Below are 21,609 nucleotides of genomic sequence, written 5' to 3'. Positions count from 1 at the left end.
CGGGCGTTGGTTGTCCCGGTACTTGCACGTAGGTGGAGAGACTTGGCAAATCCGGTCTCTTATTAACACGGAGGTGCGAAGTGGTTCTGACCTTTCGGGGTACAGAGAAGTCATTGATGCCAAGCTTCCAGGAAAAGCTGCTAGCCATAACTTATAGGAAACCGTACCGCAAACCGACACAGGTGGACAGGTAGAGAATACTAAGGCGCTTGAGAGAACTCGGGTGAAGGAACTAGGCAAAATGGTACCGTAACTTCGGGAGAAGGTACGCCCTTGATGGTTAGTTGCCTGCGCAACAAAGCTGTTGAGGGCCGCAGAGACCAGGTGGCTGCGACTGTTTATTAAAAACACAGCACTCTGCAAATTCGTAAGAAGACGTATAGGGTGTGACGCCTGCCCGGTGCCGGAAGGTTAATTGATGGGGTTATCTTCGGAGAAGCTCTTGATCGAAGCCCCGGTAAACGGCGGCCGTAACTATAACGGTCCTAAGGTAGCGAAATTCCTTGTCGGGTAAGTTCCGACCTGCACGAATGGCGTAACGATGGCCACACTGTCTCCACCCGAGACTCAGTGAAATTGAAATCGCTGTGAAGATGCAGTGTACCCGCGGCTAGACGGAAAGACCCCGTGAACCTTTACTATAGTTTTGCACTGGACTTTGATGATAACTGTGTAGGATAGGTGGGAGGCTAAGAAGTGCGGACGCCAGTTCGCATGGAGCCGACCTTGAAATACCACCCTGTTATTATTGAGGTTCTAACTTGGTCCAGTAATCCTGGATGAGGACAGTGTATGATGGGTAGTTTGACTGGGGCGGTCTCCTCCCAAAGAGTAACGGAGGAGCACAAAGGTACCCTCGGTACGGTCGGACATCGTACCAAGAGTGTAAAGGCAAAAGGGTGCTTGACTGCGAGAGTGACGGCTCGAGCAGGTACGAAAGTAGGTCTTAGTGATCCGGTGGTTCTGTATGGAAGGGCCATCGCTCAACGGATAAAAGGTACTCCGGGGATAACAGGCTGATACCGCCCAAGAGTTCATATCGACGGCGGTGTTTGGCACCTCGATGTCGGCTCATCACATCCTGGGGCTGAAGCAGGTCCCAAGGGTATGGCTGTTCGCCATTTAAAGTGGTACGCGAGCTGGGTTTAGAACGTCGTGAGACAGTTCGGTCCCTATCTGCCGTGGGCGTAGGAAAATTGAGAGGAGCTGCTCCTAGTACGAGAGGACCGGAGTGGACGAACCTCTGGTGTACCGGTTGTCACGCCAGTGGCATTGCCGGGTAGCTAAGTTCGGACGGGATAACCGCTGAAAGCATCTAAGCGGGAAGCCTCCCTCAAGATGAGTTTTCCCATGAAGCCCGTTGAAGACTACGACGTTGATAGGCGAGGTGTGGAAGCGCAGTAATGCGTGAAGCTAACTCGTACTAATTGGCTGATTGTCTTGACCATATAACCTGATGTGCTTCAGGTTACATGGATAACATGAATGTGACTCTATTCTTTACCGGCCTCATGGCCAATCGGGTAGCACCGAGACAACCATGACGCTTAAACCGTTTTCCTGGCGACCATAGCATTCTGGAACCACCTGAATCCATCTCGAACTCAGAAGTGAAACAGACTCGCGCCGATGATAGTGTGAGGCTTCCTCATGTGAAAGTAGGTCATCGCCAGGGCTTTATTTAGAAAACAAGACCATTGTATGTGGCACACAGTAGGCAAGGATAGTCTACATTAGAAAAGAGTAATGCTGGCGTAGCTCAGTTGGTAGAGCAACTGACTTGTAATCAGTAGGTCCCGGGTTCGATTCCTGGTGCCAGCACCACTTAGTCTAATCCCATGCGCTAAAGCACTTGACTTTAGTCATTTCCTGAAAGAAAATGGCGTTTTTTTTTGGAGGGGTTCCCGAGCGGTCAAAGGGATCAGACTGTAAATCTGACGGCTCAGCCTTCGAAGGTTCGAATCCTTCCCCCTCCACCAGTTGAGAAAGAGAAAGGCACGCGGGTGTAGTTCAATGGTAGAACTTCAGCCTTCCAAGCTGATAGCGTGGGTTCGATTCCCATCACCCGCTCCAAGTATTTAATTTTCTCATGGATGTATTGTGTCTGATGCTTAAGGCCCACATAGCTCAGGCGGTAGAGCACTTCCTTGGTAAGGAAGAGGTCGCTGGTTCGAGTCCAGTTGTGGGCACCAAAATTATGATCATTTATTAGGGGAGATTTTCCGATGGCGAAGGAAAAGTTTGAGCGTAAGAAGCCACACGTAAACGTTGGAACGATTGGTCACGTAGACCATGGAAAGACAACGCTGACGGCAGCGATTACAACGATTATGGCAGGCCTGCATGGCGGCACGGCAAAAGCATACGACCAGATCGATGCTGCACCGGAAGAAAGAGAGCGTGGTATTACGATTTCTACGGCTCACGTAGAATATGAATCCACGAATCGACATTATGCCCACGTTGACTGCCCAGGACACGCGGATTATGTTAAGAACATGATTACGGGTGCTGCTCAGATGGATGGAGCGATTCTGGTGGTTTCCGCTGCGGATGGTCCGATGCCTCAAACACGCGAACACATTCTGCTGTCTCGTCAGGTTGGTGTACCGTACATTGTTGTGTTCATGAACAAAGCGGACATGGTAGACGATCCTGAATTATTAGAGCTGGTTGAGATGGAAGTACGCGACCTTCTGAGCAGCTACGAATTCCCTGGGGATGACATTCCTATTGTTGTTGGTTCTGCATTGAAAGCATTGGAAGGCGATACCAGCGAGATTGGAGTCCCAGCGATTGTTAAACTGGTTGAGACGATGGACTCTTACATTCCTGAGCCTGTACGTAACATTGATAAGCCCTTCCTGTTACCGATCGAAGACGTATTCTCTATTTCTGGACGCGGAACAGTAGTCACTGGTCGTGTTGAAAGCGGTATTGTCAAAGTCGGTGAAGAAGTTGAGATTGTGGGTATTCGTGATACTCAGAAGACAACGTGTACTGGTGTTGAGATGTTCCGTAAGCTGCTTGACGAAGGCCGAGCAGGTGACAACGTGGGTGTTCTGTTGCGTGGTACGAAGCGTGATGAAGTGGAGCGTGGACAGGTCTTGGCGAAACCAGGAACGATCAAGCCGCACACCAAGTTTGAAGCGGAAGTTTACGTACTGTCAAAAGACGAAGGTGGCCGTCATACGCCGTTTTTCAATGGCTATCGTCCGCAGTTTTACTTCCGAACGACTGACGTAACCGGTTCTTGTGATCTGCCGCAAGGTGTTGAGATGGTTATGCCTGGAGACAACGTCCAGATGACTGTAAATCTTCATTCACCCATCGCGATGGACGAAGGTCTGCGTTTCGCGATTCGTGAAGGTGGCCGTACCGTAGGTGCAGGTGTTGTTGCTAAAATCATCGAGTAATGGATGGTTTGGGTGCAAACACGGTTTGCACCCGACATGTTAAGTTAGGCCAGTAGCTCAATTGGCAGAGTGGCGGTCTCCAAAACCGCAGGTTGGGGGTTCGATTCCCTCCTGGCCTGCCAACTAACAGAATACATATGACTAATTCATCAAATTCAAGATTTACATTCAAAGAAGCAATCTTGTGGTTAGGGATACTGATACTAACTGCGGGTTCTTTTTTTGTTACCTATTATTATTCTTATTCCGCGCCGGTTAAAATTATTATATGGATTGGTTGGCTGGTAGGTTGTGCTATACTTGCATTCTTTACCAACAAAGGGCAGCAGGTTTTTGAGTTTGCAAACGAAGCCAAAGTAGAACTACAAAAAGTGGTTTGGCCCTCCCGACAAGAAACCATACAGACTACTTCCATTGTTATGATCATGGTCGCTGTGACAGGTTTTATCTTGTGGGGCGTTGATTCTGCAATGATGTGGGTCATTGCTAAAATAACACATTTAGGTTGAGATCAAGGTGGAAGAACAGAACAAGGTTGAAGAACAAAAATCTAAGCAGTGGTATGTTGTTCATGCCTACTCAGGCTATGAAAATTTTGTAATGCGCGAAATTAAATCACGTGCTGAGCACCACCATCTGCAGGATAAAATAGGCGAAGTTGTTGTCCCTTCTGAGGAAGTGGTTGAAATGCGCGCGGGTCAAAAACGTAAAAGCACCCGTAAATTTTTCCCTGGTTATGTCCTTGTTAACATGGTGATGGATGATGCCACATGGCATATGATCCGAGCGATTCCACGTGTACTTGGTTTCATTGGCGGCACAAGCCAGACGCCTACTCCTATTAGCGATAAAGAAGCGCAAGCTATTCTGCAGCGTGTTGAGGATGGTGTTACCAAGCCTAAACCTAAAATTCTGTTTGAACCTGGCGAAGTGGTTAGAGTTAAGGAAGGTCCTTTCGTTGACTTTAACGGCGTTGTCGAAGAGGTCAATTATGAGAAAAGCCGTCTACGAGTTGCTGTTCTCATTTTTGGTCGCTCCACTCCTGTCGAGTTGGAGTTCAGTCAGGTTGAGAAAACCTGATTTTTGTTAGTAACGGGAAGCCAAACACTGATTACCAAATCAGACATTGGCGCTATACCCATAAGGAGTCATCATGGCTAAAAAAGTTGAAGGTTATGTCAAGTTACAGATCCCGGCAGGAAAGGCTAATCCAAGTCCTCCAGTAGGTCCTGCTCTGGGTCAGCGCGGCGTAAACATTATGGAATTCTGTAAAGCCTTTAATGCGGCAACACAGAATTTGGAACAAGGTTTACCTATCCCTGTTGTTATTACTGTATACAGTGATCGCAGTTTTACTTTTATTACTAAAACGCCTCCAGCTTCTATCTTATTGAAAAAGACAGCGGGTCTGCAAAGTGGTAGTAGTAACCCCAATACTAAGAAGGTGGCAACATTGAATCGGGCTCAGCTCGAAGAAATTGCCAAAACAAAAGAACCCGATTTAACTGCCGGAAGTTTAGATGCAGCGGTACGCACCATTGCTGGAACTGCCCGTAGCATGGGAATCGAAGTTGAAGGTTGATAATAAGGGGCACTACCATGGCAAGTTTAAGTAAAAAACAACAGAAAATTCGCGAAAAAGTTAAAATCAATTATTTGTATAATCCAGCTGAAGCGATTGAAATTCTGAAAGAGTTTGCAAGTAGCAAATTCAGAGAAAGCGTGGATATCAGCGTTAATCTTGGCGTCGATCCAAGAAAATCAGATCAGGTTGTTAGAACATCAACCAATCTGCCAAAAGGTACGGGTAAAACCGTCCGTGTTGCGGTGTTTGCACAAGGTGACAATGCCACCAAAGCTAAAAATGCCGGCGCTGATCTGGTCGGTTTTGAAGATCTGGCAGACAAAATCAAAGCAGGTGAACTGGATTTTGATGTAGTCATTGCTACACCGGATGCTATGCGCATTGTGGGCCAATTAGGTCAAATTCTCGGTCCTCGCGGTCTGATGCCTAACCCCAAAGTCGGTACGGTTACTACGAATGTGGAAGCAGCCGTTTCCGATGCTAAGTCAGGTCAGGTTCGTTATCGAACCGATAAAAACGGTATTATCCATTGTACTGTTGGTAAAATTGATTTCACTTCGGATGATCTCATTGAAAACATTACCGCGTTAATGGTTGACTTGAAAAAGGCAAAACCGGCTTCATCTAAAGGGGTATATTTGAAAAAAATTACCTTATCAACCACAATGGGTCCTGGATTACCTATTGATATTGCATCATTACCTGTGTAATATATCTGACCCGAATTTCGAATTCACGGCATAGACTCGTTCCATGCCGTCGAAGACCGCAGGTGCAGAAATGCTTAATTACCCTGCGCAGACGGTGAACCGGAACAGAAGTTATTCTGAGACGGCCACCATAACTGTCAAATCATTTAGATTTGCACAACTTAGGAGGTCACTAACGTGACGATAACATTAGCTGCAAAGAAAGCTGTTGTCGAAGAAGTAAATGCAGTTGCTTCTAAGGCTATTTCAGCTGTGGTTGCTGATTATCGTGGTTTGACTGTAAACCAAATGACCCAATTGCGTAGCCAGGCTCGCAAATCCGGTGTTTATCTAAGGGTTGTAAGAAATACATTAACCCGTAGAGCATTTGAAAACACTGATTTTTCCTGCTTGAGCGACAAATTGGTTGGTCCTTTATTTATCGCTTTATCACTTGAAGCACCAAGTGATGCGGCAAGACTATTAAAGGATTTCGTAAAAACATTTGACAAGCTTGAAATCAAAGCATTGTCTGTAGGCGGTAAAGTCTATGGCGCTGAGCAATTAGATGCAGTAGCCAGCTTACCGACTAAAGACGAGGCAATAGCCAAACTGATGTTTGTGATGAAAGCGCCTATTGAGAAATTTGTCAGAACACTTGCTGAACCGCATGCCAAACTGGTTAGAACGGTTGCTGCAATCAAAGACAAAAAAGAACAGTAAAATTCCGATAATCGATTATATTTAATTAGGAGCTAGTAATGGCTGTATCAAAAAATGAGATCCTTGAAACAATCTCTAACATGACCGTAATGGAAGTTGTTGAGCTGATCGAGGCAATGGAAGAAAAATTTGGCGTTTCTGCCGCCGCTGCTGCTGTAGCTGTCGCTGCACCCGCTGCTGCTGCATCTGCTGCTGCTGAAGAAAAGACAGAGTTTGACGTGGTAATGACAAGCTTTGGCTCTAACAAAGTCGGCGTTATTAAAGTCATTCGTAACATCACCGGTTTAGGCTTGAAAGAAGCAAAAGACCTGGTTGAAGGTGCACCTGCCACTGTTAAAGAAGGTGTATCGAAAGACGAAGCAGCTAGCATCAAGAAAGATCTGGAAGAAGCTGGCGCGACTGTTGACGTTAAGTAATAATTATACGTCTCTATTTCAGAACCCGGCCATGGTTACATGGCTGGGTTTGTGTGTTTGATGATCAATAATTTACAGAGGAACCACCATGGCAACTGCAGAAGCTAAACCTCAACACTATTCTCACGCCGAGAAGAAACGATTCCGTAAGAGCTTTGGCAGGCAAGCTGACAAGATGGCGATTCCCAATCTCCTGGACATTCAGTTAAAGTCCTATAGAGATTTTCTGGAAGCTGATTCAAAAGCCAACTCAGAACAGAAAACAGGTTTGCATGCAGCGTTCTCATCCGTATTTCCTATTGAAAGTTTTTCTGGTAATGCCCGCTTAGAATACGTGGGTTACAAATTGGGCGAACCCGCCTTTGACGTGAGAGAGTGTAAATTACGTGGTTTAACGTATTCAGCTCCTCTGCGTGTTAAAATCAGACTTGTGGTCCTTGACAAAGATGCGGCTGGTGAACCAAAGCCCATCAAGGATATCCGTGAACAAGATGTGTTCATGGGTGAAATTCCATTAATGACTGACGTCGGTACTTTCGTTGTTAATGGAACCGAGCGCGTTGTTGTTTCGCAGTTGCATCGCTCGCCCGGTGTTATATTTGAACATGATCGCGGAAAGACGCATTCTTCCGGTAAACTGCTTTATTCCGCCCGTATTATTCCATACCGTGGTTCATGGCTTGATTTTGAATTCGATCCTAAAGACTGTGTTTTCGTGCGTATTGACCGCCGTAGAAAATTACCAGTCAGCATTTTATTACGTGCACTGGGGTATGAAGTTGAAGATATCCTCGCTGAATTTTTTGAATCGACCGTTTGCCAACTGCGCAATGGTGAATTCCACATTAATCTCATTCCTGCTCGTCTGCGCGGTGAAATTGCATCGTTTGATATTGCTGTTCCTGAAACGGGTGAGCTGATCGTTGAGCAGGGCCGCCGCATTACTGCCCGTCATATTAAAATGATGGAAAAGAGCAACATGCAGGATCTCGTGGTCCCGCAGGATTATCTGGTCGGTAAGATACTCGCCAGAAACATTGTTAATACTGAAACAGGTGAAGTGTTGGCGAATGCCAATGATGAAGTCACCTCTGAATTATTAGATCAGTTGGCTGAACATGGCATTTTGTCATTTGAAATGATCTATACCAACGATCTGGATCATGGTTCTTATATTTCTGACACCTTAAAAATTGATCCCACCAACAGCCAACTTGAAGCGCTGGTTGAAATTTATCGCATGATGCGTCCTGGTGAGCCGCCAACAAAAGAAGCGGCGGAAGCCTTATTTAAAAACCTTTTCTTTGCGGAAGATCGCTATGATTTATCCGCAGTCGGCCGTATGAAATTTAATCGACGCGTAGGGCGCAAAGAAGATCAGGGTCCAGGAACGTTAACGAAAGAAGACATTCTCGCAGTTATCAAAACATTGATTGATATTCGTAACGGTATTGGCATGGTTGATGACATTGATCATCTGGGTAACCGACGTGTACGCAGCGTGGGTGAAATGACAGAAAACCAGTTCCGTGTTGGTTTGGTCCGTGTTGAGCGTGCGGTCAAAGAGCGTTTAAGCCTGGTTGAATCTGAAAACCTGATGCCTCAGGATTTGATTAACGCCAAGCCAGTTTCTGCTGCCATTAAAGAATTTTTTGGTTCAAGCCAGTTATCGCAGTTTATGGATCAAGTTAACCCCCTTTCCGGCGTGACTCACAAGCGTCGTGTTTCAGCTCTGGGCCCAGGCGGGTTAACTCGAGAGCGCGCAGGATTTGAAGTCCGCGACGTTCACACCACCCACTATGGCCGTGTTTGCCCGATTGAAACGCCTGAAGGTCCAAACATCGGTTTGATCAATTCACTCTCTGTCTACGCCCGTACCAATGACTATGGTTTTATTGAAACACCTTGCCGTAAAGTAATTGATGGCTATGTCACGGACGATATTGAATACCTGTCAGCGATCGAAGAAGTCGATCAATACATTGCTCAATCGAGCGTAGCAGTAGACGAAAAAGGCAAAATCCTTGCCGATTTGGTTCCTTGCCGTCACCAGAATGAATTCTCATTGACGACACCGGATAAAATTAACTACATGGATGTGTCGCCTAAGCAGATCGTATCCGTTGCAGCCTCATTGATTCCTTTCCTGGAGCACGATGACGCGAACCGTGCCTTGATGGGTTCTAACATGCAACGTCAGGCGGTACCCACACTGCGTTCTGAAAAGCCGCTGGTTGGTACGGGAATGGAGCGCACAGTGGCTTCTGATTCCGGTGTTTCTGTTGTTGCCAAACGTGGCGGTGTGATTGATTTGGTTGATGCCTCCCGTATCGTTGTCCGCGTTAACGATGACGAAACCACTGCGGGTGAAACCGGGGTAGACATTTATAACCTGACGAAATATTTCCGTTCTAACCAGGATACCTGTATTAATCAGCGTCCCATTGTCAATACAGGTGATCGTATTCAGAAGGGTGATGTTCTTGCCGATGGCCCGTGTACTGACATGGGTGAATTGGCACTGGGGCAGAACTTGCTGGTCGCCTTCATGCCCTGGAACGGTTATAACTTCGAAGACTCGATTTTAATTTCAGAGCGTATTGTCCAGGAAGATCGCTTCACCACCATTCATATTGAAGAATTAACCTGTATTGCTCGCGATACCAAACTCGGAACGGAAGAAATTACGGCGGACATCCCTAATGTGGGTGAATCAGCATTGGCCAATCTCGATCAATCGGGTGTGGTGTATATTGGTGCTGAGGTCTCCGCAGGCGATATTCTCGTTGGTAAAGTCACGCCAAAAGGCGAAACACAGTTAACACCGGAAGAGAAATTATTAAGAGCCATTTTCGGTGAGAAAGCGTCTGATGTAAAAGATTCTTCCTTGCGCGTTCCATCCGGCATGAACGGAACAGTGATTGACGTTCAAGTCTTTACACGGGATGGTCTGGAAAAAGACGAGCGTGCCAAGAGTATTGAAGAAGAGCATCTGGCCCGCGTCCGTAAAGACCTTATCGATGAACGACGTATTCGCGAAGAAGACATTTATCACCGCGTCTATAATTTGTTGCTGGGTAAAACGGCAGCAGGCGGTCCATCCAGCATTAAGCCGGGCTCTAAAATCACTGAATCCTATCTGGAGAAAGTGGACAGAAGCAAATGGTTTGATGTTCGCGTGGATGACGAAGTTATCAGCCAGCAATTGGAACAATTGTCCAAGCAGCTTGAATTGCTTGGCAAAGAAATGGAAAAGCGCTTTAACGACAGCCGTAAAAAAATTATCCAGGGCGATGATTTGGCTCCCGGCGTTCTAAAAATTGTTAAAGTGTATCTTGCAGTTAAGCGTCGCATTCAGCCGGGTGATAAGATGGCTGGTCGCCACGGAAACAAAGGGGTTATTTCCATTGTGGTTCCCGTTGAAGACATGCCTTACATGGCGGATGGTACTGCGGTTGATATCGTATTGAATCCATTAGGTGTACCGTCCCGTATGAACATTGGTCAGGTTCTGGAAACGCACTTAGGACTTGCTGCCAAGGGTTTGGGACAGCGCATTGCCGACTTAGTTGACAGCAATAAGCCCGTTAAGCAGATTCGTGAATTCCTGGGCAAGATCTACAATCATGATGGCGTTCAGCGTGTTCACCTTGAAAAGCTTGATGACAACGAAGTCGCTATTCTTGCTGACAACCTGCGTGCCGGCGTTCCCATGGCGACACCGGTGTTTGACGGCGCCAATGAAGCAGAAATTAAATCCATGCTTGAGCTTGCTGGATTGCCTGCTGATGGAAAAACCATGCTGATTGATGGGCGTACGGGTAAGACATTTGATAACCCCGTCACCGTCGGTTACATGTACATGCTCAAACTGAATCACCTTGTGGACGACAAAATGCACGCCCGCTCCACCGGTTCGTATAGTCTGGTTACTCAGCAGCCGCTTGGCGGTAAGGCTCAATTCGGGGGCCAGCGCTTCGGTGAGATGGAGGTCTGGGCATTGGAAGCTTATGGCGCGGCTTACACGTTGCAGGAAATGTTAACAGTTAAATCAGACGATGTCGGAGGACGAACGAAGATATATAAAAACATAGTTGATGGTGATCATCGTATGGATCCTGGAATGCCTGAATCCTTCAATGTATTACTGAAGGAAATTAGAGCATTGGGTATTGATATCGAACTGAACCACGACTAACACGTTCAGCGATCAATTCTGATAAACAAATTTTTGGAGGCATAGACTTGGCTAATCTAAGCAGCGACCCAATGAGAAAAGCACCTGTAATGAGTGATTTGCTTGGTATCCTCAAACAACAAGGGCAAAGTGAAGAATTCGATGCGATTAAAATCGCATTGGCTTCACCTGAATTAATTCGATCCTGGTCTTACGGGGAAGTAAAAAAACCCGAGACCATTAATTACCGTACCTTTAAACCGGAGCGCGATGGTTTATTCTGCGCAAAAACGTTTGGCCCGGTGAAGGATTACGAATGTTTGTGTGGTAAGTACAAACGACTTAAGCACCGCGGCGTTATTTGTGAAAAATGCGGTGTAGAACTGGCATTGGCTAAAGTCCGCCGTGAACGTATGGGGCACATTGAGCTGGCCAGTCCAGTGGCCCATATCTGGTTCCTGAAGTCACTTCCGTCCAGAATTGGTCTTTTGCTGGATATGACGCTGCGTGATATCGAGCGCGTTCTTTATTTTGAAGCGTTTGTCGTGGTCGATCCCGGTATGACCGAGTTGGAGCGCGGTCAGTTGCTGAATGATGAAGTGTATCTGGAAGCAATGGAGCAATACGGTGATGAATTCGATGCCCGCATGGGTGCAGAAGCCATCCGTGATTTATTACGCCAGATTGATCTTGAAGAAGAAATACGCACTCTGCGTGAAGAATTGCCTACCACCAATTCTGAAACCAAAATTAAGAAAATCACCAAGCGCTTAAAATTAATCGAAGCATTCTATGAGTCGGGTAACAAGCCGGAATGGATGATTATGGATGTCCTGCCCGTATTGCCTCCTGATTTAAGGCCTTTAGTGCCTCTGGATGGCGGACGTTTTGCTACATCCGATTTGAATGATTTATACCGTCGCGTGATTAACCGTAACAACCGCCTGAAGCGATTACTGGATCTGAACGCACCGGACATCATTGTCCGTAACGAAAAGCGTATGCTGCAGGAATCAGTTGATGCGCTGCTGGATAACGGCCGCCGCGGCAGAGCGATTACAGGGACCAACAAGCGTCCATTAAAATCACTTGCCGACATGATTAAAGGAAAGCAGGGTCGTTTCCGTCAGAACCTTCTAGGTAAGCGCGTTGACTATTCCGGTCGTTCTGTGATTGTAGTCGGTCCGACTTTGCGTTTGCACCAGTGCGGTCTGCCGAAAAAAATGGCGCTGGAACTGTTCAAACCCTTTATCTTCAGCAAGCTCGAATTCCGAGGTCTTGCTACCACGATTAAAGCGGCCAAGAAAATGGTCGAGCGCGAAGAGCCGATTGTTTGGGACATTCTGGATGATGTGATCCGAGAGCATCCCATTCTGTTAAACCGTGCACCGACGTTGCACCGTTTAGGTATCCAGGCCTTTGAGCCCGTGTTAATTGAAGGGAAAGCAATCCAGCTCCATCCGCTCGTATGTACTGCGTATAACGCAGACTTCGACGGTGACCAGATGGCTGTTCACGTTCCGTTAACCCTGGAAGCGCAATTGGAAGCCCGGTCGCTGATGATGTCCACTAACAATATTCTGTCTCCCGCGAGCGGTGAGCCGATTATTGTTCCCAGTCAGGACGTGGTGCTCGGTCTTTATTACCTGACGCGCGAACGTATCAATGCCAAAGGGGAGGGCAAAATTTTTGCCAGCGCCCAGGAAGCTCAGAATTTTTATGAAGCTGGCTACATCGATATTCATGCCAAAATTAAAGTACGCATGCCCAAAGATGATGAAGACGGCGAAAACGGTGGTAACGCTGGTGTTCATCTCGTGGATACCACGGTAGGCCGTGCGATTCTGGCTGATATTCTGCCTAAAGGAATGGCGTTCGCACAAATCAACCGTACGATGACTAAAAAAGTTATTTCGCGTGTTGTTGACCATTGCTACCGTAAATTTGGGCTGAAAGAAACTGTCATTTTCGCTGACCAGCTGATGTATACCGGGTTTAAGTACGCCACGCGTGCCGGTGCATCGATTGGTATTGAAGACATGGAGATTCCAGACGACAAGGCCGTGATTATTGAGCAGGCTGATAATGAAGTGCGTGAGATTGAATCGCAATTCCGTTCCGGTCTGGTAACCAATGGCGAGCGTTACAATAAGGTTATCGATATCTGGTCGCGTACCAATGAAATGGTGGCGAAGTCGATGATGAGTAAAATCGCAACGGAAGAAGTGATTGATCGCGCTGGAAATACAACGCGTCAGGAATCATTTAACCCCATCTTCATGATGGCTGACTCCGGGGCGCGGGGTTCTGCTGCCCAGATTCGCCAGCTCGCCGGTATGCGGGGATTGATGGCGGCTCCAGACGGCTCCATTATTGAGACGCCGATTACAGCGAACTTCCGAGAAGGACTGAACGTATTCCAGTACTTCATTTCGACTCACGGTGCCCGTAAAGGTTTGGCCGATACCGCGTTAAAAACAGCAAACTCCGGTTATCTGACGCGTCGTCTGGTGGATGTCGCTCAGGATGTGGTGATTACCCAGGATGATTGCGGTACCGAAAATGGTATTCTCATGCAGCCTCTCATTGAGGGTGGGGATATTGTTGAACCCTTGCATGAAAGGGTATTGGGTCGTGTGGTTGCTACGGATGTTTATATTCCCAATCAGGAAGACGCGGTTGTAACCGCCGGTACCCTCCTGGACGAGGACTGGGTAGAGAAGCTTGAAAAGCTTGGCGTCGATCAAATTCTGGTTCGCTCACCCATAACCTGTGAAACCCGGTTTGGTCTGTGTGCCAAATGTTATGGACGCGATCTGGCTCGTGGTCATCTGGTGAACACCGGAGAAGCCGTGGGGATTATTGCGGCGCAATCCATCGGTGAACCCGGTACTCAGTTAACCATGCGTACTTTCCATATCGGGGGTGCGGCATCCAGGGCAACGGCAGCCAATAATATTCAGATTAAGAATAAAGGGGTTATTCGTCTGCATAACATCAAGACGGTTACTCACGAGAATGGCAACTTAGTCGCTGTATCACGTTCTGGGGAAGTATCGATTGTGGATGACTTCGGCCGTGAGCGTGAGCGCTATAAATTACCTTATGGTTCTGTGCTCACTGTTCATGACAACATGGCAGTTGAGGCCGGTCAGGTTATTGCCAGCTGGGATCCTCATACCCACCCGGTTATTTCTGAAGTAAGCGGTAAGCTGAAATTCATTGACCTTATCGAAGGCATGACCATGAATCGTCAGACCGATGAAATAACGGGTCTGAGTAATATTGTGGTCATCGATGCCAAGCAACGAAGCTCTGCTGGTCGTGACATGCGTCCTATGGTTAAGCTTGTGTCTGATGACGGCGAAGACATTTACCTGGCAGGAACCAATGTCCCCGCCCAGTATTATCTTCCTGTGGATGCAATCATTAACTTTGAAGACGGTAATAGTGTCGGCGTGGGTGATGTCATTGCCCGTATTCCGCAGGAGCGTTCCAAGACACGTGATATTACCGGGGGTCTTCCGCGTGTAGCTGACTTGTTTGAGGCTAGAAAACCTAAAGATGCTGCGGTGATGGCTGAAATATCAGGTCTGGTAAACTTTGGTAAGGAAACCAAAGGAAAACGTCGTCTGATTATTACAGCGTCAGAAAATCAGTTCCATGAAGAATTAATACCAAAATGGCGTCATATTTCGGTGTTTGAGGGTGAGCATGTTGAGCGAGGGGAAGTGATCGCAGAAGGTCCGCTTAACCCACACGATATACTGCGTTTGCTTGGTGTCGGCGCGCTGGCCAATTACATCGTTAACGAGGTTCAGGATGTTTACCGCCTGCAGGGGGTAAAAATCAATGACAAGCATATCGAAACCATTGTTCGACAAATGTTGCGTAAACGGGTAATTACATTTGCCGGTGATTCGAAATTCCTGGCAGGCGAGCATGTTGAAGAAAGCGTGATGCTGCATGAAAATGACAAATTGGTTGCTGAAGGAAAACAACCTGCCCATGGTACCCCCATATTGCTGGGTATTACTAAGGCTTCCTTGGCGACAGAATCGTTTATTTCAGCGGCGTCATTCCAAGAAACCACAAGAGTACTTACCGAAGCGGCTGTTAGCGGCAAGGTCGATGATCTTCGTGGTTTGAAAGAGAATGTGATGGTCGGTCGACTGATTCCTGCGGGAACAGGCTATGCCTACCACCAGGGCCGCAAGGCGAGACGTGCCAGAGCTGCAAGTACTGAGCATACCGCACATACCGTCACTGCAAGTGATGTAGAGCATGCATTAAGTGAAGCGTTGAACGCAGACAATCATAATGATTAACTTGGATTGATGTAACCCCGGCAGGTTTAACTTGACAAATCTGCCGGAGCTATATAGAATCCGGCCTCCTTATGCATTCAAAATATAGACAAGAGATAAAGTTCGGAGTTAACAATAAATGGCTACTATTAATCAGTTAGTAAGAAAGCCTCGCAGAGACATCGAAGAGAAAAGTAAGGTCCCTGCTTTGCAATCCTGTCCACAACGACGAGGTGTATGTACTCGTGTATATACTACAACCCCTAAAAAGCCAAACTCAGCTATGCGTAAGGTAGCACGTGTGCGCTTGACCAATGGTTATGAAGTATCTTCCTACATCGGTGGTGAAGGCCATAACCTGCAGGAACACTCTGTTGTATTAATTCGCGGCGGTAGGGTAAAAGACTTGCCTGGTGTGCGCTATCATACCGTTCGTGGAAGTCTGGATACCTCTGGTGTCAACGATCGTAAACAAGGTCGTTCTAAATACGGTACCAAGAAGCCGAAAGACAAGAAATAATCTGATTGTAGGAAATTGAAATGCCAAGAAGAAGAGAAGTACCCAAACGCGAAATTTTGCCTGATCCAAAGCATCACAGCGAACTTTTAGCCAAATTCATTAACGTCCTGATGGTAAGCGGTAAAAAATCAACTGCCGAAAAGATTACCTATGGCGCCCTTGATCTCTTGAATGAGCGCATTAAGAAAAGCAAAAAGAACGACGAAGAGGGCGAGACTGGTTCATCCAGTGCTGGTTCCGCTAGTGTTCTTCATTACTTTGAACAAGCTCTTGATAATGTAAGACCCAGTGTGGAAGTGCGTTCAAGACGAGTCGGCGGTGCGACCTACCAGGTTCCTGTTGAAGTCCGTATGGATAGAAGCATTGCGCTTGGCATGCGCTGGATAGTCCAGGCTGCCCGTTCACGCGGCGAAAAAGGAATGATGTTACGGTTGGCAGGCGAATTAATCGATGCATTCGAAAGCAAAGGTTCTGCCGTGAAAAAACGTGAAGACACTCATAAAATGGCCAAAGCTAACCAGGCTTTTGCACATTTTAGATGGAATTAACAGAGAGGTTACGTCGTGTCTACTCCGTTAGAACTATACAGAAACATTGGTATTGCCGCCCACGTGGATGCTGGTAAAACAACGACCACTGAGCGTGTTCTGTATTACACCGGTATGTCACATAAAATTGGTGAAGTGCATGATGGCGCTGCAACCATGGACTGGATGGTTCAGGAGCAGGAACGCGGAATCACGATTACCTCTGCAGCAACAACGTGTTACTGGGCTGGAATGGACAAGCAATATGCTCGCCACCGTATCAATATTATTGATACTCCGGGCCACGTTGACTTCATGATTGAGGTGGAGCGTTCTTTACGTGTTCTCGATGGTGCTGTAGTAGTATTCGATGCTGTATCCGGAGTTGAACCGCAATCAGAAACCGTATGGCGTCAGGCTGACAAATACGGTGTTCCACGCGTTGTGTTTGTCAATAAAATGGACCGTATGGGTGCAAACTTCTTGCGCGTAGTCAGTCAAATTAAACAACGTCTGGGTTCAAATCCTGTTGTCGTTCAAATGCCAATCGGTGCCGAAGAAGCTTTTGTTGGTGTGGTTGACTTAATTAAAATGAAGGCAATCCATTGGGATGAAGAAAACAAAGGCATGTCTTTTGAATACAAACCGATTCCAGAAGCTATGCTTGCCCAATGTGAAGAATACCGTGGCTTGATCATCGAAGCCGCTGCTGAAGCATCTGAAGAGTTAATGGAAAAATACCTGGAAGGCGGCGAATTCACCGAAGAAGAAATCAAAAAGGCATTAAGACAGCGGACCATTACCAATGAAATGGTACCTGTCTTCTGTGGTTCAGCCTTTAAAAATAAAGGGGTTCAGGCTGTGTTGGACGGCGTTATTGATTATCTGCCGTCCCCCATTGACATTCCGGCTATTAAAGGGCACGACGAACATGGCGAAGAAATTCGACGTAAAACATCGTATGATGAGCCGTTCTCTGCACTGGCATTTAAAATTGCTACAGACCCTTTCGTTGGGACATTGACCTATTTCCGAACTTATTCAGGTGTACTTAAAAGTGGTGACACGGTATACAACTCGGTAAAAGGTAAAAAAGAGCGTATAGGCCGTCTTCTTCAAATGCATGCCAATTCCCGTGAAGAAATCAAAGAAGTACACGCGGGTGATATCGCTGCAGCCGTCGGCTTAAAAACTGTGACGACTGGTGATACCCTCTGTGATTCTGATTCAGTGGTTATTCTTGAAAGAATGGACTTTCCTGATCCAGTGATTGCAGTTGCTGTAGAGCCAAAAACCAAAGCTGACCAGGAAAAAATGTCGATAGCTTTAGGTAAGCTTGCTCAGGAAGACCCCTCATTCCGTGTTCATACTGATGAAGAGTCAGGGCAAACAATTATTCAGGGAATGGGTGAGTTACATCTTGAGATTATTGTGGATCGCATGAAGCGTGAATTTAACGTGGAAGCGAATGTTGGGAAGCCACAGGTTGCCTACCGTGAAACGATTAAAGCCTCTGTTGAACAGGAAGGTAAATTCGTTCGCCAATCAGGCGGCCGTGGTCAGTATGGACATGTATGGCTTAAAATTGAGCCAAACGAGGCAGGGGCAGGGTACGAGTTTGTCAATGCGATTGTCGGTGGTGTAATTCCCAAAGAATACATTCCGGCAGTTGACAAAGGCATCCAGGAACAGTTGCAAAATGGTGTTATTGCAGGGTATCCAGTAGTCGATGTTAAAGTGACTCTGTTTGATGGATCTTTCCACGAAGTGGATTCCAGTGAGATGGCATTTAAAATTGCTGGTTCTCAATGTTTCAAACAAGGAGCCACAAAAGCGAAACCTGTTCTGCTTGAGCCGATTATGAGTGTCGAGGTCGTTACGCCTGAAGATTACATGGGTGATGTGATGGGTGACCTCAACAGACGTCGTGGATTGGTTCAGGGCATGGAAGACTCTCCTGCAGGAAAAGTCATCCGAGCGGAAGTGCCTTTGGCTGAAATGTTTGGATATGCAACCGATGTACGTTCGGCAACACAGGGTAGAGCAACCTACTCTATGGAGTTTTCACGCTATGCAGAAGCTCCTAATAATATTGCTGAAGCGATCATCAAGAAACAATAAAAGTTAAAGTTAACGAGGTATAGAGAAATGGCGAAGGAAAAGTTTGAGCGTAAGAAGCCACACGTAAACGTTGGAACGATTGGTCACGTAGACCATGGAAAGACAACGCTGACGGCAGCGATTACAACGATTATGGCAGGCCTGCATGGCGGCACGGCAAAAGCATACGACCAGATCGATGCTGCACCGGAAGAAAGAGAGCGTGGTATTACGATTTCTACGGCTCACGTAGAATATGAATCCACGAACCGACATTATGCCCACGTTGACTGCCCAGGACACGCGGATTATGTTAAGAACATGATTACGGGTGCTGCTCAGATGGATGGAGCAATTCTGGTGGTTTCCGCTGCGGATGGTCCGATGCCTCAAACACGCGAACACATTCTGCTGTCTCGTCAGGTTGGTGTACCGTACATTGTTGTGTTCATGAACAAAGCGGACATGGTAGACGATCCTGAATTATTAGAGCTGGTTGAGATGGAAGTACGCGACCTTCTGAGCAGCTACGAATTCCCTGGGGATGACATTCCTATTGTTGTTGGTTCTGCATTGAAAGCATTGGAAGGCGATACCAGCGAGATTGGAGTCCCAGCGATTGTTAAACTGGTTGAGACGATGGACTCTTACATTCCTGAGCCTGTACGTAACATTGATAAGCCCTTCCTGTTACCGATCGAAGACGTATTCTCTATTTCTGGACGCGGAACAGTAGTCACTGGTCGTGTTGAAAGCGGTATTGTCAAAGTCGGTGAAGAAGTTGAGATTGTGGGTATTCGTGATACTCAGAAGACAACGTGTACTGGTGTTGAGATGTTCCGTAAGCTGCTTGACGAAGGCCGAGCAGGTGACAACGTGGGTGTTCTGTTGCGTGGTACGAAGCGTGATGAAGTGGAGCGTGGACAGGTCTTGGCGAAGCCAGGAACGATCAAGCCGCACACCAAGTTTGAAGCGGAAGTTTACGTACTGTCAAAAGACGAAGGTGGCCGTCATACGCCGTTTTTCAATGGCTATCGTCCGCAGTTTTACTTCCGAACGACTGACGTAACCGGTTCCTGTGATCTGCCGCAAGGTGTTGAGATGGTTATGCCTGGAGACAACGTCCAGATGACTGTAAATCTTCATTCACCCATCGCGATGGACGAAGGTCTGCGTTTCGCGATTCGTGAAGGTGGCCGTACCGTAGGTGCGGGTGTTGTTGCTAAAATCATCGAGTGAGTAAAATGAGTAACCAACAAAATATCAAGATTCGTCTGAAATCATTTGATCATCGCTTGATTGATTCGTCAACTCGCGAAATCGTAGAGACAGCAAAACGTACTGGCGCACAAATCCGTGGGCCAATACCTTTGCCAATCAAGAAAGAGAAATTTACTGTATTGATTTCACCGCATGTTAACAAAGATGCGCGTGACCAATACGAATTACGTACCCATAAACGCCTTGTTGTCATTGTACATCCCACTGAGAAGACAGTTGATGCGCTAATGAAGCTTGATTTGGCTGCCGGGGTTGACGTTCAGATTAGCCTGGATGATGAATAATCCGGGCCAGGGATATTAACGAGGTGTTACAATGACTAATGGGTTAGTAGGCCGAAAAGTAGGCATGACACGAATTTTTACAGATGAGGGTGTATCTGTACCTGTTTCTGTAGTAGAGGTATTGCCTAACCGTATTTCTCAACTTAAAACGCTTGAGACTGATGGTTACACAGCAATCCAAATTACTGCTGGAACAAAAAAGGCAAGCCATGTGAGCAAGCCTTTAGCTGGCCATTTTGCCAAAGCGCAAATTGAAGCTGGTGATATGATGTGTGAATTTCCAGTTGAAGCATTGGATGGTTACAGTGTGGGTCAAACCCTGTCTGTTGCTGATGTTTTTACTGCTGGACAATATGTTGATGTTTCCGGGATTACCAAAGGTAAGGGTTTCGCCGGTGGTGTAAAGCGCCATAATTTCCGTACTCAGGATGCTACGCACGGTAACTCCCGTTCTCACCGTGTTCTAGGTTCTATTGGTCAAAACCAGACACCTGGACGCGTGTTCAAAGGTAAGAAAATGGCAGGCCAATTGGGTAATGTGCGTTGCACAACTCAAAGCCTGGAATTGGTTCGTGTTGATAGTGACCGTAATCTTCTTTTGATTAAGGGTGCCATTCCCGGATGCCCTGGTGCACGAATTGAAGTAAGGCCCGCGGTTAAGAAGCAAGTAAGGGGCAAATAATGGAACTTAAGACAAAAGATACAAACACTGCTCTTAGCGTAAGTGAAGATGTTTTTGACTATCGTTACAATGAAGGCTTGATTCATCAAGCGGTCGTTACATTCATGAACAATGCGCGCAGTGGTAATAGCGCCCAAAAAACACGTTCTGAGGTAAGCGGTGGCGGTAAAAAGCCATGGCGTCAAAAAGGAACAGGCCGAGCAAGAGCGGGTACGATTCGTAGCCCAATCTGGCGTTCCGGTGGGGTTACCTTCGCTTCAAAGAAACGAGATTATTCGCAAAAACTTAACAAAAAAATGTACAAACGTGCTTTGCGTAGTATAATCTCCGAACTTCATCGTACGGACAGTCTTGTCGTTGTTAGCGATTTTGAGTGCAAAACGCATAAAACCAAAGATTTTCTGTCTAAAATGAAGGACTTAAATTTATCCAATGCATTAATTGTGATGAATGAAGTGGGTGAGCACGAGTATTTGGCTTCTCGCAATCTGCATCAATATGATATTTGCGACGTTAACACGGTTGATCCGGTTAGCCTGCTGCGATTCGAGAAAGTATTAATGACTGGCGATGCAGTGAAGAGTTTAGAGGAGTTGTTACAATGAATGCAGAGCGCTTATTAATGGTTCTCAAAGAACCACACACCTCTGAAAAAGCAACTGTAATGGCTGACAAGTTCAAGCAATTCACGTTTAAAGTTTTAAAGACTGCGACCAAACAGGAAATTAAACACGCTGTCGAGCAAATGTTTAAAGTCAAGGTTAAAAGCGTGACAGTCATGAACGTTAAAGGCAAAAACAAGCGCTTCAAGCAATTAAGTGGTAAGCGAAGCGATTGGAAAAAAGCATTTGTAGCATTACATGAAGGTCATGATATTGACTTTACAGTGACAGAATAAGGCA

17 protein-coding genes, 5 tRNA genes and 2 rRNA genes (1 of these 24 only partly in view) are annotated in these 21,609 nt (G+C 46.6%); all 24 read left to right on the top strand.

Going from position 1 to position 21,609, the window contains the following annotated elements:
• A 23S ribosomal RNA gene (locus DYE45_RS13535) occupies positions 1-1,448 on the top strand (it extends 1,447 nt beyond the left edge of the window).
• 111 nt (positions 1,449-1,559) lie between these two features.
• Positions 1,560-1,675 (top strand): 5S ribosomal RNA (gene rrf / locus DYE45_RS13530).
• A 73-nt stretch (positions 1,676-1,748) separates the two neighbouring features.
• Positions 1,749-1,824, top strand: a tRNA-Thr gene (locus DYE45_RS13525).
• A gap of 70 nt (positions 1,825-1,894) precedes the next feature.
• Positions 1,895-1,979: transfer RNA gene (locus DYE45_RS13520), tRNA-Tyr, on the top strand.
• Between the two features lie 20 nt (positions 1,980-1,999).
• Positions 2,000-2,073: transfer RNA gene (locus DYE45_RS13515), tRNA-Gly, on the top strand.
• Between the two features lie 43 nt (positions 2,074-2,116).
• Positions 2,117-2,192: transfer RNA gene (locus DYE45_RS13510), tRNA-Thr, on the top strand.
• A gap of 33 nt (positions 2,193-2,225) precedes the next feature.
• Positions 2,226-3,416: an elongation factor Tu gene (tuf, locus tag DYE45_RS13505; RefSeq protein WP_108294347.1), complete on the top strand. Its 1,191-nt coding sequence runs from the start codon at positions 2,226-2,228 to the stop codon at positions 3,414-3,416.
• Between the two features lie 46 nt (positions 3,417-3,462).
• A tRNA-Trp gene (locus tag DYE45_RS13500) sits at positions 3,463-3,538 on the top strand.
• A 15-nt stretch (positions 3,539-3,553) separates the two neighbouring features.
• Positions 3,554-3,925 carry a preprotein translocase subunit SecE gene (gene secE, locus DYE45_RS13495; protein WP_108294349.1) on the top strand — a complete coding sequence of 124 codons (372 nt, stop codon included), beginning with the start codon at positions 3,554-3,556 and terminating at the stop codon, positions 3,923-3,925.
• A 7-nt stretch (positions 3,926-3,932) separates the two neighbouring features.
• Positions 3,933-4,496 (top strand): transcription termination/antitermination protein NusG, encoded by a 564-nt coding sequence (nusG, locus tag DYE45_RS13490; protein ID WP_108294351.1) that lies wholly within the window; start codon positions 3,933-3,935, stop codon positions 4,494-4,496.
• Between the two features lie 73 nt (positions 4,497-4,569).
• Positions 4,570-4,998 carry a 50S ribosomal protein L11 gene (gene rplK, locus DYE45_RS13485; RefSeq protein WP_108294353.1) on the top strand — a complete coding sequence of 143 codons (429 nt, stop codon included), beginning with the start codon at positions 4,570-4,572 and terminating at the stop codon, positions 4,996-4,998.
• A 17-nt stretch (positions 4,999-5,015) separates the two neighbouring features.
• Positions 5,016-5,711 (top strand): 50S ribosomal protein L1, encoded by a 696-nt coding sequence (rplA, locus tag DYE45_RS13480; RefSeq protein ID WP_108294355.1) that lies wholly within the window; start codon positions 5,016-5,018, stop codon positions 5,709-5,711.
• A 177-nt stretch (positions 5,712-5,888) separates the two neighbouring features.
• Entirely contained in the window at positions 5,889-6,413 is a 525-nt protein-coding gene (rplJ, locus tag DYE45_RS13475) for a 50S ribosomal protein L10 (protein ID WP_108294357.1), read from the top strand.
• Positions 6,414-6,451: 38 nt separating this feature from the next.
• A complete protein-coding gene (gene rplL, locus DYE45_RS13470) occupies positions 6,452-6,829 on the top strand; it encodes a 50S ribosomal protein L7/L12 (RefSeq protein ID WP_108294359.1) in 378 nt (125 codons plus the stop codon).
• 88 nt (positions 6,830-6,917) lie between these two features.
• Complete coding sequence (gene rpoB, locus DYE45_RS13465) at positions 6,918-11,027, top strand: DNA-directed RNA polymerase subunit beta (protein WP_108294361.1); 4,110 nt, start codon at positions 6,918-6,920, stop codon at positions 11,025-11,027.
• An 89-nt stretch (positions 11,028-11,116) separates the two neighbouring features.
• Positions 11,117-15,334 carry a DNA-directed RNA polymerase subunit beta' gene (rpoC, locus tag DYE45_RS13460; protein WP_165481727.1) on the top strand — a complete coding sequence of 1,406 codons (4,218 nt, stop codon included), beginning with the start codon at positions 11,117-11,119 and terminating at the stop codon, positions 15,332-15,334.
• 118 nt (positions 15,335-15,452) lie between these two features.
• The gene (rpsL, locus tag DYE45_RS13455) at positions 15,453-15,833 is read left to right on the top strand and encodes a 30S ribosomal protein S12 (RefSeq protein ID WP_058526626.1); all 381 of its coding nucleotides are present in this window, start codon (positions 15,453-15,455) and stop codon (positions 15,831-15,833) included.
• Between the two features lie 20 nt (positions 15,834-15,853).
• The gene (rpsG, locus tag DYE45_RS13450; RefSeq protein ID WP_108294365.1) at positions 15,854-16,381 is read left to right on the top strand and encodes a 30S ribosomal protein S7; all 528 of its coding nucleotides are present in this window, start codon (positions 15,854-15,856) and stop codon (positions 16,379-16,381) included.
• Positions 16,382-16,396: 15 nt separating this feature from the next.
• Positions 16,397-18,481 (top strand): elongation factor G, encoded by a 2,085-nt coding sequence (fusA, locus tag DYE45_RS13445; RefSeq protein WP_115301000.1) that lies wholly within the window; start codon positions 16,397-16,399, stop codon positions 18,479-18,481.
• Between the two features lie 27 nt (positions 18,482-18,508).
• Positions 18,509-19,699, top strand: coding sequence for an elongation factor Tu (gene tuf / locus DYE45_RS13440; protein WP_108294347.1), 1,191 nt, complete (start codon positions 18,509-18,511; stop codon positions 19,697-19,699).
• Positions 19,700-19,704: 5 nt separating this feature from the next.
• A complete protein-coding gene (gene rpsJ, locus DYE45_RS13435) occupies positions 19,705-20,025 on the top strand; it encodes a 30S ribosomal protein S10 (protein WP_058526623.1) in 321 nt (106 codons plus the stop codon).
• Positions 20,026-20,056: 31 nt separating this feature from the next.
• Positions 20,057-20,707, top strand: coding sequence for a 50S ribosomal protein L3 (rplC, locus tag DYE45_RS13430; RefSeq protein ID WP_108294369.1), 651 nt, complete (start codon positions 20,057-20,059; stop codon positions 20,705-20,707).
• Positions 20,707-21,312 (top strand): 50S ribosomal protein L4, encoded by a 606-nt coding sequence (rplD, locus tag DYE45_RS13425; RefSeq protein ID WP_108294371.1) that lies wholly within the window; start codon positions 20,707-20,709, stop codon positions 21,310-21,312. The genes rplC and rplD overlap by 1 nt, the downstream gene beginning before the upstream one ends.
• Entirely contained in the window at positions 21,309-21,605 is a 297-nt protein-coding gene (gene rplW, locus DYE45_RS13420; RefSeq protein ID WP_058532478.1) for a 50S ribosomal protein L23, read from the top strand. The genes rplD and rplW overlap by 4 nt, the downstream gene beginning before the upstream one ends.
• Positions 21,606-21,609: the final 4 nt, after the last annotated feature.

Source organism: Legionella taurinensis (assembly GCF_900452865.1).
GTDB classification, from domain to species: domain Bacteria; phylum Pseudomonadota; class Gammaproteobacteria; order Legionellales; family Legionellaceae; genus Legionella_C; species Legionella_C taurinensis.
Note: the sequence above shows the minus strand (reverse complement) of the source record. Positions and strands in the feature narration are given on the sequence as shown.

Coding starts and splice junctions, on each gene's coding strand:
- tuf (WP_108294347.1), top strand. CDS start 2,226: ATGGCGAAGGAAAAGTTTGAGCGTAAGAAGCCACACGTAAACGTTGGA.
- secE (WP_108294349.1), top strand. CDS start 3,554: ATGACTAATTCATCAAATTCAAGATTTACATTCAAAGAAGCAATCTTG.
- rplK (WP_108294353.1), top strand. CDS start 4,570: ATGGCTAAAAAAGTTGAAGGTTATGTCAAGTTACAGATCCCGGCAGGA.
- rplA (WP_108294355.1), top strand. CDS start 5,016: ATGGCAAGTTTAAGTAAAAAACAACAGAAAATTCGCGAAAAAGTTAAA.
- rplL (WP_108294359.1), top strand. CDS start 6,452: ATGGCTGTATCAAAAAATGAGATCCTTGAAACAATCTCTAACATGACC.
- rpoB (WP_108294361.1), top strand. CDS start 6,918: ATGGCAACTGCAGAAGCTAAACCTCAACACTATTCTCACGCCGAGAAG.
- rpoC (WP_165481727.1), top strand. CDS start 11,117: ATGAGTGATTTGCTTGGTATCCTCAAACAACAAGGGCAAAGTGAAGAA.
- rpsL (WP_058526626.1), top strand. CDS start 15,453: ATGGCTACTATTAATCAGTTAGTAAGAAAGCCTCGCAGAGACATCGAA.
- rpsG (WP_108294365.1), top strand. CDS start 15,854: ATGCCAAGAAGAAGAGAAGTACCCAAACGCGAAATTTTGCCTGATCCA.
- tuf (WP_108294347.1), top strand. CDS start 18,509: ATGGCGAAGGAAAAGTTTGAGCGTAAGAAGCCACACGTAAACGTTGGA.
- rpsJ (WP_058526623.1), top strand. CDS start 19,705: ATGAGTAACCAACAAAATATCAAGATTCGTCTGAAATCATTTGATCAT.
- rplC (WP_108294369.1), top strand. CDS start 20,057: ATGACTAATGGGTTAGTAGGCCGAAAAGTAGGCATGACACGAATTTTT.
- rplD (WP_108294371.1), top strand. CDS start 20,707: ATGGAACTTAAGACAAAAGATACAAACACTGCTCTTAGCGTAAGTGAA.
- rplW (WP_058532478.1), top strand. CDS start 21,309: ATGAATGCAGAGCGCTTATTAATGGTTCTCAAAGAACCACACACCTCT.